At 58.5% G+C, this 6,796-nt stretch carries 9 protein-coding genes; 2 read left to right on the forward strand and 7 right to left on the reverse strand.

Annotated features, from left to right (window positions below; all coding sequences use genetic code 11):
- Positions 1–184: 184 nt before the first annotated feature.
- Positions 185–1,138, forward strand: a complete 954-nt coding sequence (locus BQ17_RS12295) for a TAXI family TRAP transporter solute-binding subunit (protein ID WP_089727470.1) — start codon at positions 185–187, stop codon at positions 1,136–1,138.
- Positions 1,139–1,583: 445 nt separating this feature from the next.
- Positions 1,584–3,614, forward strand: a complete 2,031-nt coding sequence (locus BQ17_RS12300; protein ID WP_089727472.1) for a TRAP transporter permease — start codon at positions 1,584–1,586, stop codon at positions 3,612–3,614.
- 507 nt (positions 3,615–4,121) lie between these two features.
- On the opposite strand, the gene BQ17_RS12305 is transcribed toward BQ17_RS12300, so the two are convergent.
- The 7 genes from BQ17_RS12305 to BQ17_RS12335 all read right to left on the reverse strand — a co-directional run bounded on the left by BQ17_RS12305 (position 4,122) and on the right by BQ17_RS12335 (position 6,426).
- Positions 4,122–4,349, reverse strand: coding sequence for a pepsin/retropepsin-like aspartic protease family protein (locus tag BQ17_RS12305; RefSeq protein WP_089727475.1), 228 nt, complete (start codon positions 4,347–4,349; stop codon positions 4,122–4,124).
- The gene (locus BQ17_RS12310; RefSeq protein ID WP_089727477.1) at positions 4,346–4,606 is read right to left on the reverse strand and encodes a hypothetical protein; all 261 of its coding nucleotides are present in this window, start codon (positions 4,604–4,606) and stop codon (positions 4,346–4,348) included. Before BQ17_RS12310 ends, BQ17_RS12305 begins: the two co-directional genes overlap by 4 nt.
- Positions 4,603–4,725: a hypothetical protein gene (locus BQ17_RS23425; protein ID WP_256091574.1), complete on the reverse strand. Its 123-nt coding sequence runs from the start codon at positions 4,723–4,725 to the stop codon at positions 4,603–4,605. The genes BQ17_RS12310 and BQ17_RS23425 overlap by 4 nt, the downstream gene beginning before the upstream one ends.
- A complete protein-coding gene (locus BQ17_RS12315; protein ID WP_341534754.1) occupies positions 4,722–4,952 on the reverse strand; it encodes a ribbon-helix-helix domain-containing protein in 231 nt (76 codons plus the stop codon). Before BQ17_RS12315 ends, BQ17_RS23425 begins: the two co-directional genes overlap by 4 nt.
- 5 nt (positions 4,953–4,957) lie before the next feature.
- On the reverse strand, positions 4,958–5,539 hold the full coding sequence (locus tag BQ17_RS12320; RefSeq protein ID WP_089727481.1) for a Uma2 family endonuclease: 582 nt from the start codon (positions 5,537–5,539) through the stop codon (positions 4,958–4,960).
- Between the two features lie 340 nt (positions 5,540–5,879).
- Positions 5,880–6,155, reverse strand: coding sequence for a CopG family antitoxin (locus BQ17_RS12330; RefSeq protein WP_089727485.1), 276 nt, complete (start codon positions 6,153–6,155; stop codon positions 5,880–5,882).
- The gene (locus BQ17_RS12335) at positions 6,142–6,426 is read right to left on the reverse strand and encodes a BrnT family toxin (protein WP_089727487.1); all 285 of its coding nucleotides are present in this window, start codon (positions 6,424–6,426) and stop codon (positions 6,142–6,144) included. The genes BQ17_RS12330 and BQ17_RS12335 overlap by 14 nt, the downstream gene beginning before the upstream one ends.
- Positions 6,427–6,796 lie beyond the last annotated feature (370 nt).

Consider the following 6,796-nt stretch of genomic DNA (forward strand, 5'->3'; position numbering starts at 1 on the left):
CTGGGATCGCCGACATTTTCTCGTTCCCATGCGCTGCGTGGGAACCAGAGACCGGGAGAGGGGCTTTTACGACACCCTCCTGAAGCCTGGGGAGCCAGCCGAAATCAATACCTTAACTTCTAGACAGTCTCTAAATCGCCAACATCACCCACCCCAGGAGCGCCGCATGAAGCCGAGCCCGAGAATGATCCTTACCGCAAGTGCCTTCCTGCTGGCCTGCATGCTCGCCGTCCCCGCTGTCGGCTTGGCCGCTGAACGGATCGTGTTCGGCGGCGGCCCTGCAGGCGGCACCTTCCAGATATTCGCAAGCGCCCTCCAGACTTATGGACCCGTCAAGGAATCCGCAGACTACCGGATCAAGGCCCAATCCTCCGCCGGGTCGGTGGAGAATCTGCGCAAGGTCGACCAAGGCAAGATGCAGTTCGGCGTCATTCATGCCGGGCACCTGCATCTCGGGCGCGCAGGCAGATTGAAGAAGGATGGGAAAAAGTACGAAAAGGTGCTGGCGGTAGCTTACCTCTACGGATCAGTCGCCCAGCTGGTCGTGCGCAAGGACTCCGGAATAACCCGCGTGCAGGACTTGGAAGGAAAGAAGGTCGGCGTCGGCAACGCAGGCTCGGGCGCCTTCGCCAACTGCGAGCTCTTCTTCACCCACTTGGGTGTCTGGGACAGGATCGAGCGTAACGCCATGGGCTATAACGATGCTGCCAATGCCTTCGGCAACAAGCAGCTCGACGCCTTTTGGCTGTTTACCGGTTTTCCCTCGGGCGCCGTGATGATGGCCGCCCAGACCAATGCTATCGCCCTGGTCGATCTGGACCAGGACGCGGCCAAGAGCGGCTTCTACGAGCAGTATCCCAACTTCACCCGGGTCGAGATCCCGGCGGGAATCTACAAAGGCGTTGACAAGGCTGTCCCTTCCTTCCAGGACTCGGCCCTATGGGTCGCCAATGCGGAGGTCCCGGATGAAATCGTTTACGATCTGCTGTCCAAGCTCTATACGGACGAGGGACTCGCCTATCTGGTCAGTCAGAAAAAGACCTTCAAGGAAATGAGTCTGGAGACCGGCATCAAGGGCATCGTCACCCCCCTGCATCCGGGCGCCGAGAAGTTCTGGAAGGAGCAGGGATTGCTCTGAATCCTGTCTATCCGCAGATTGCGTAGAGTGGTGCAGATGCTTGAGATGCTTTCTCTCGTTCCCACGCAGCACGTGGGAGCGCGGAAGCTCCGCGCCGCGGAGGAGGGTGTCGCAAAAGTCGTTTCGAACCACAGAGAACACAGAGAACACGGAGAAAGGCATCGGCCAATTCTCTGCATTCTCTGTGTTCTCTGTGGTTTAAACTTCACGAACTGGCAGTGACGCCACCGTTTTTGCGACACCCTCCGGAGAAGGCGGGTCGGAACAGCCTCTTGCCGGCAAATCCTGGCCGGCAGGATGCCGGCGTTCCCAGCGCTGCGGCGGGATGCGCCGCGCTTTCCCACCCGACTTGAGTCCGCAACCATTACGATACCCTCTCGCCGGGAAAGGGACTTTTGTGACACCCTCCTGAGGGTAACGGCCTGACCCGCTCGGGAGACGATCCTTGTTCGAGCAGCTTACCCGCATAGAACAGCGCCTATTCGACCTACTGGCGCTCGGCCTGGTCCTCTTCTACGCCTACTCGGCGGTCTTTGAGCCGGCGCCGACCCAGTTTCACCGCGGCATCTATGTCCTGGTCACCTACGTCCTGGTCTTCATGATCTACCGGACGCCGGGGCGGTTTGGCCGGGTCGTCGATTATCTGTTGATCGTCGCCTCCATCGTCTGTATCGGCTACTGGATCGCGAACTTCGAGGCCATCAACTATCGTGCCGGCGCGGAGACGGCGCTCGACAAGGCCATCGCCATGCTAGGGGTGCTGATCGGGGTCGAGCTCGCGCGCCGGGTCGTCGGCAACATCTTCGTCGTCATCGGCGCCGTCATGCTCCTCTACGGCGTCTACGGGGCCTACGCCCCGGAGCTGATCTCCCATGCCGGCGACACCTTCCCCGAGCTGTGCACCAGCATCTTCTACAAGAGCGACGGCGTGTTCGGGATCATGGCCAATGTGCTGGCGACCTACATTATTCTGTTCGTGATCTTCGGGGCCTTTCTCGAAGCGAGCGGCGCCCAACGCTTTTTCATCGACTTTCCGCTGGCGGCGGTGGGCCACCGGATCGGGGGACCGGCCAAGGTGTCTGTCATCGCCAGCGGGCTGTTCGGTTCCATCTCGGGTAGTGCCATCGCCAACACCGTATCCACCGGTGCCTTCACCATCCCCATGATGAAGCAGGCGGGCTTTCGTCCCCATGTGGCGGGCGGAATCGAGCCGGCCGCATCCATCGGCGGCATGTTCATGCCCCCCATCATGGGGGCGGGGGGCTTCATCATGGCGGAGCTCACCGGCGTCCCCTACGCCGAGATCATGCTGGTGGCCGTCTTTCCGGCACTCATGTACTTCTTCAGCGTCTATGTGATGGTCCATTACGAGGCCAAGCGATTCGGTATCCGCGGTGAGAAATCCGAGCGAGACGCTACGGAAATCTTCACGCAGGAGTGGATCTACATCACGCCCCTGGTGGTCATCACCGTCTTCATGCTCAGCGGTTACTCGCCCGGCTATTCCGCCGTTCTGGGGCTTGCTACCTGCATCCTGGTCAGCCATAAGCTGAGAGAGACCAAGATCGATCCATCCCTGGCCTATAGCATGCTCTTCGTGCTCGCCGTCGGTTGGTTGGTGGCCGGCCTGAGCTGGGCGCTGGGGCCCGCAGTCGCCGCCGCCTTCAAGACCGTGCTCGGGGCGCCCGCACAGTGGCTTTCCGCCGCCTTATCCCCGCTGCTCAGCGCCGGGGCGGTAGCCGAGCTGCAAGCGGCACTCACAGGGAATCTGCCGCTCATCTACGGCCTGATCCTCGCTGCCGTTCTGCTCTACCGGCGACACGCCCGAGGGGCGGACATCAGGTCGGAAATGCACAGATTCGTGATCGCCGCGCGCCGTGGCACCCTGTCCAGCCTCAAGATCGGCGCCACGGTGGGTGTGATTGGCATCATCATCGGCGTGCTCACCTACAGTGGCCTGGTGCTCACCTTCGCCGACATCGTCATCGAGCTGGCCGACGGCAGGCTGTGGCTGACCATCCTGCTGGTGGCCTTGGCCTCCCTGATCTTAGGGATGGGGGTACCCGTAACCGCGGCCTACCTGATCACGGCCGTGGTCGCGGTGCCGGCACTGACCGAGCTGGGTGTCCATCCCCTCGCGGCCCACATGATCGTCTATTGGTTATCCCAGGACTCGAACATCACGCCGCCCGTCTGCATCGCGGCCTTCGCAGGTGCCACCATCGCCAAGGCCAACATGTGGAAGACCGCCTTCACCGCGTTCAAATTCGCCAAATTTCTCTACCTCGGCCCGTTCCTCTTCGGGTACGTGCCGGCCTTCTCCCTGAACGGCAGCACCCTGGACATCGTCATTGTCTTTGCGCTGATCATCGCCGGCACCTGGGCCTACTCCTGGCTGCTCAGCGGTATCTGGCTGACCTGGTTCGATCGGAAGGGTAGTGGTTCGATAACCGTCGGCCACCGCAGGGACAACTGATCCGTCCTATGGTGATGCCGGTGTCAGGTCCCGGATAATTACGTTGAATTTGTAACTATTCAGGACCCCACCATTCGTATAAAAAACAAAGAGTTATGATTTTTTGGGTGTGATAATAGCCGGAAAATACAGCATTTTTGTGCCTTTCTGAGCGATGAAAAACTGGTCCCGAAAACAGCCAAACCTGTTCAAAAAATGTGTCTATAATTTGGCGGAACTTAACACGTAGACAAGTGCGGGGACGCCTGCCTGTGCCAGCACGGCAGACGGGCGGGCGCAGGCAACGAACCGCATCTTTGGATAGCACTGTACTCAACATCCCTACCTCTCGTTGGGCACGGGCTGCTATCCTGTTACGCCGCAGGAAACCTCGAACTTGCGCAGATCAATGATCAGTCCGATCTGCTGCATGAAATCCATTCCCAGGATACCCTCGATCCGAAAGCCATAGCTCATGGCACCGACCTCGACAGGAACGTCGTGCGCACGGCAGTCTCCCAACGCAACCTAGGGCAAGCGTTTGCAGTAGACAAACTCACTGCCGCCCACGCCAACGATGCGATGGATCGGGTCCTTGGGTTCCAGCTTGATCCCAAGTGTGCCGAGGCGATCCGCCGATAGCAGGGTGCTCGCCGAGCCGGTATCGAGAAGGACCGGTTTGAGCATCAGTGAAGAGTGCTCCCAACCGATTTCAATGGTGACGAACGGTAGTCCGCCATCAAGCCGTAGCTTCACGCGCCGATTCGGAACCCGAACCATCGGCGCTCTTCGACTTCTATCTCCTCGCGTGAGGTGTGCAACACATACAGCTCTCTGTCCGGACACTGCCGGTGCATCTGAGTGTAGTCGCGCATCGCCACTACGGAGTCCTTATAGGTATCGAGCACGACCAGGTCGTCGAGAATGCGCTGATTCGCCTCGGTGTGCGCCTGGGCGGCTTCGACCAGAAGCCATCGATTGGGATGATTCAGACGGACTTCCTGCCATTTCATAATCCGTGGACAATCCCGCTGATCGCTTTTTGTTCAGAACCTTCCGCCAGGTAATAGTCGACGATCTCTTCGACGTCTTGAACCGCTCGGTCACGGGGAATGACGAGCTTTGTGATCACCCTTGGGCGCCTTGGCGAGCCCGGCTACGTAAAGCATCGAAATAGGCCTTGTCGGCCGGAACTGCGGGGTCGGAGCCGGCGCCATCGAGGAGCAAGGTGCGCAGCCGTTGTCGATCCTGATCCCGGCGGATGAGCTCGCGCACATATTCGCTGCCGGTGGCGAAACCTCGCTCGGCAACCTGTTCGTCTACATGGGCCTTGAGTGCGTCGGGGAGGGAAATGTTCATCGTGCTCATACGAGAACCGGTCGCAACGGTGCCCAAAGGCCCTTCAAATCAAGGCTCATAGCCTCGAACGGTGGTACGGCAACCTGATCAGCATCGGCAAAGCGGCCGATCTCGATCCAGGCACCGGCATCGAGTCGGTAGGCCTCCAGCGTGCGTTTAACCGGATCGATCAGCCATGCATACTGCACTTTGTAGTGGGCATACAGCGGCATCTTGACCTCGCGATCCCTGCTCGCTGTGGATGGAGACAAGATCTCGCAGATCCAGTCGGGAACCACCTCGAAGCGTTGATCTTCCGGCAGATAGGGCATCCGCTTACGTCGCCAGCCGGCCAGATCCGGCACAGTCACCTCCACATCCCGCACGAAGTGGACCTCCGGCTCGACAAAGATCCACCAACCTCCCGGACCATCAATGCCATCGTCATAGCTACGTCCGATTGAGCGATCAACACGAGAGGCGACGCGGCCATGTGGACCGGATGGGCGCGGTTGAGTATGTAGCTGCCCATTCAGGATCTCCCCGGTCAGACCTGCGGGCAGAGCTTCCAGGGACTCATAGAGAGCGGGTTGAAGGGCTGGTTGCATTCGTTTCTCTCCTGCCCTAAAGCAAATTGAATCGGTATCGACAAACGTCAGTGCAATACCTGTACAACTCGGGTGGCGAGTGGATTGCCTTTCGGCAAGGGCAATACGTGTTCGCTCATGAAATGGATGTCGATTTCGGTCAGCCGAACAGAAATCGTCGACCAAAGGCACGTGGACAGCTTGTCGACAACACGAATGAGTTGTTTCGGGTAGCGAACAACTTCCTGAACGAAGTCGCGGCCAAGTGCGAGTAGTGCAATGCACTTCTGCCATCCAACACCGCAAATCAGCCGACGCGTAAGGAGCGGTAGCGACCGAAGTGGTCGGCTGGATGCAAATGTTAGGCACTCTCGCGCTCTTGAAGGCGTTCTTTTAACCACAAGTTGACCAATGTTTCCGGCAACACTCCCCGCGTATAGGCTTGCGTCTCAACCTGGGAATACACGTCAGGGTCGAGGGTAACACGCCGTCGTTGTTGTGCGCGGACTTCGAATGTCACCTCGTAGGTTTGATCCCAATAGTCAGCCAAGCTATGCGTATCCCAAAAGTCAGCGATCTCGTCGAGGCTTCGGGCCTTGGAAATACTGGTGCGCCGCATATCATCAGGCTCGTTCATACTGTCTTCGTTCCTTTCTATCCATATCACGGGCGCTCAAGATGAGCGCTAGGTGATCCGGTTTGCGCAGAAAAAACACGATAAGGTAGCGGCCTGAGTCCGTCTGTCCACTGGCGGCATAGACATCTTCACCGGCCCTGTGTCCCGACTCAATAAAACGATACTGTGGGCGATCGAAGAAGATTTCCTCTACCTCGTCTTGAGTCACATGGTGCTTGACGGCAAGTTTTTCCACGATGTCAGGGAGCCAAATGAAATCATCAATATACATACCGTGGCACCATCCATTCCATCGAAATATGCCACCTAACGGCTTGGCTCAGGCGCCCAATGCCGCGCTGGCACAGCCTTGAATTCTTGCGTTGAGCTTGGCGCGTGGTATTGGGTCGGCGCTGAGCCAATTGTTGAGCCGGGCGTAATACGTTAGCGACGAGACACAAGAACCACGAAAGGGCACGAATTCACACGAATGAGGGTTCGTGTGTTTTCGTGCCTTTCGTGGTTTTCCGGTTTCCGTACAAAAAACTCACGCCTCGTCGGTCTGAGGCGAAGCCTCGTTAGGTACTAGTACCTAGTTTCGACCGATGTTGCAAGTTCATAGTACCTGCTGGCTCACACGCTTGGTTCACACGCTCCAGTAC

The organism is Candidatus Thiosymbion oneisti (genome assembly GCF_900092655.1).
Classification (GTDB): domain Bacteria; phylum Pseudomonadota; class Gammaproteobacteria; order Chromatiales; family Chromatiaceae; genus Thiosymbion; species Thiosymbion oneisti.

Excerpts from the sequence above, each read along its gene's own strand:
- BQ17_RS12335 (WP_089727487.1), bottom strand. The coding sequence starts at position 6,426 with ATGTATATTGATGATTTCATTTGGCTCCCTGACATCGTGGAAAAACTT.
- BQ17_RS12310 (WP_089727477.1), bottom strand. The coding sequence starts at position 4,606 with ATGAAATGGCAGGAAGTCCGTCTGAATCATCCCAATCGATGGCTTCTG.
- BQ17_RS12295 (WP_089727470.1), top strand. The coding sequence starts at position 185 with ATGATCCTTACCGCAAGTGCCTTCCTGCTGGCCTGCATGCTCGCCGTC.
- BQ17_RS12320 (WP_089727481.1), bottom strand. The coding sequence starts at position 5,539 with ATGCAACCAGCCCTTCAACCCGCTCTCTATGAGTCCCTGGAAGCTCTG.
- BQ17_RS12330 (WP_089727485.1), bottom strand. The coding sequence starts at position 6,155 with ATGAACGAGCCTGATGATATGCGGCGCACCAGTATTTCCAAGGCCCGA.
- BQ17_RS12315 (WP_341534754.1), bottom strand. The coding sequence starts at position 4,952 with ATGAACATTTCCCTCCCCGACGCACTCAAGGCCCATGTAGACGAACAG.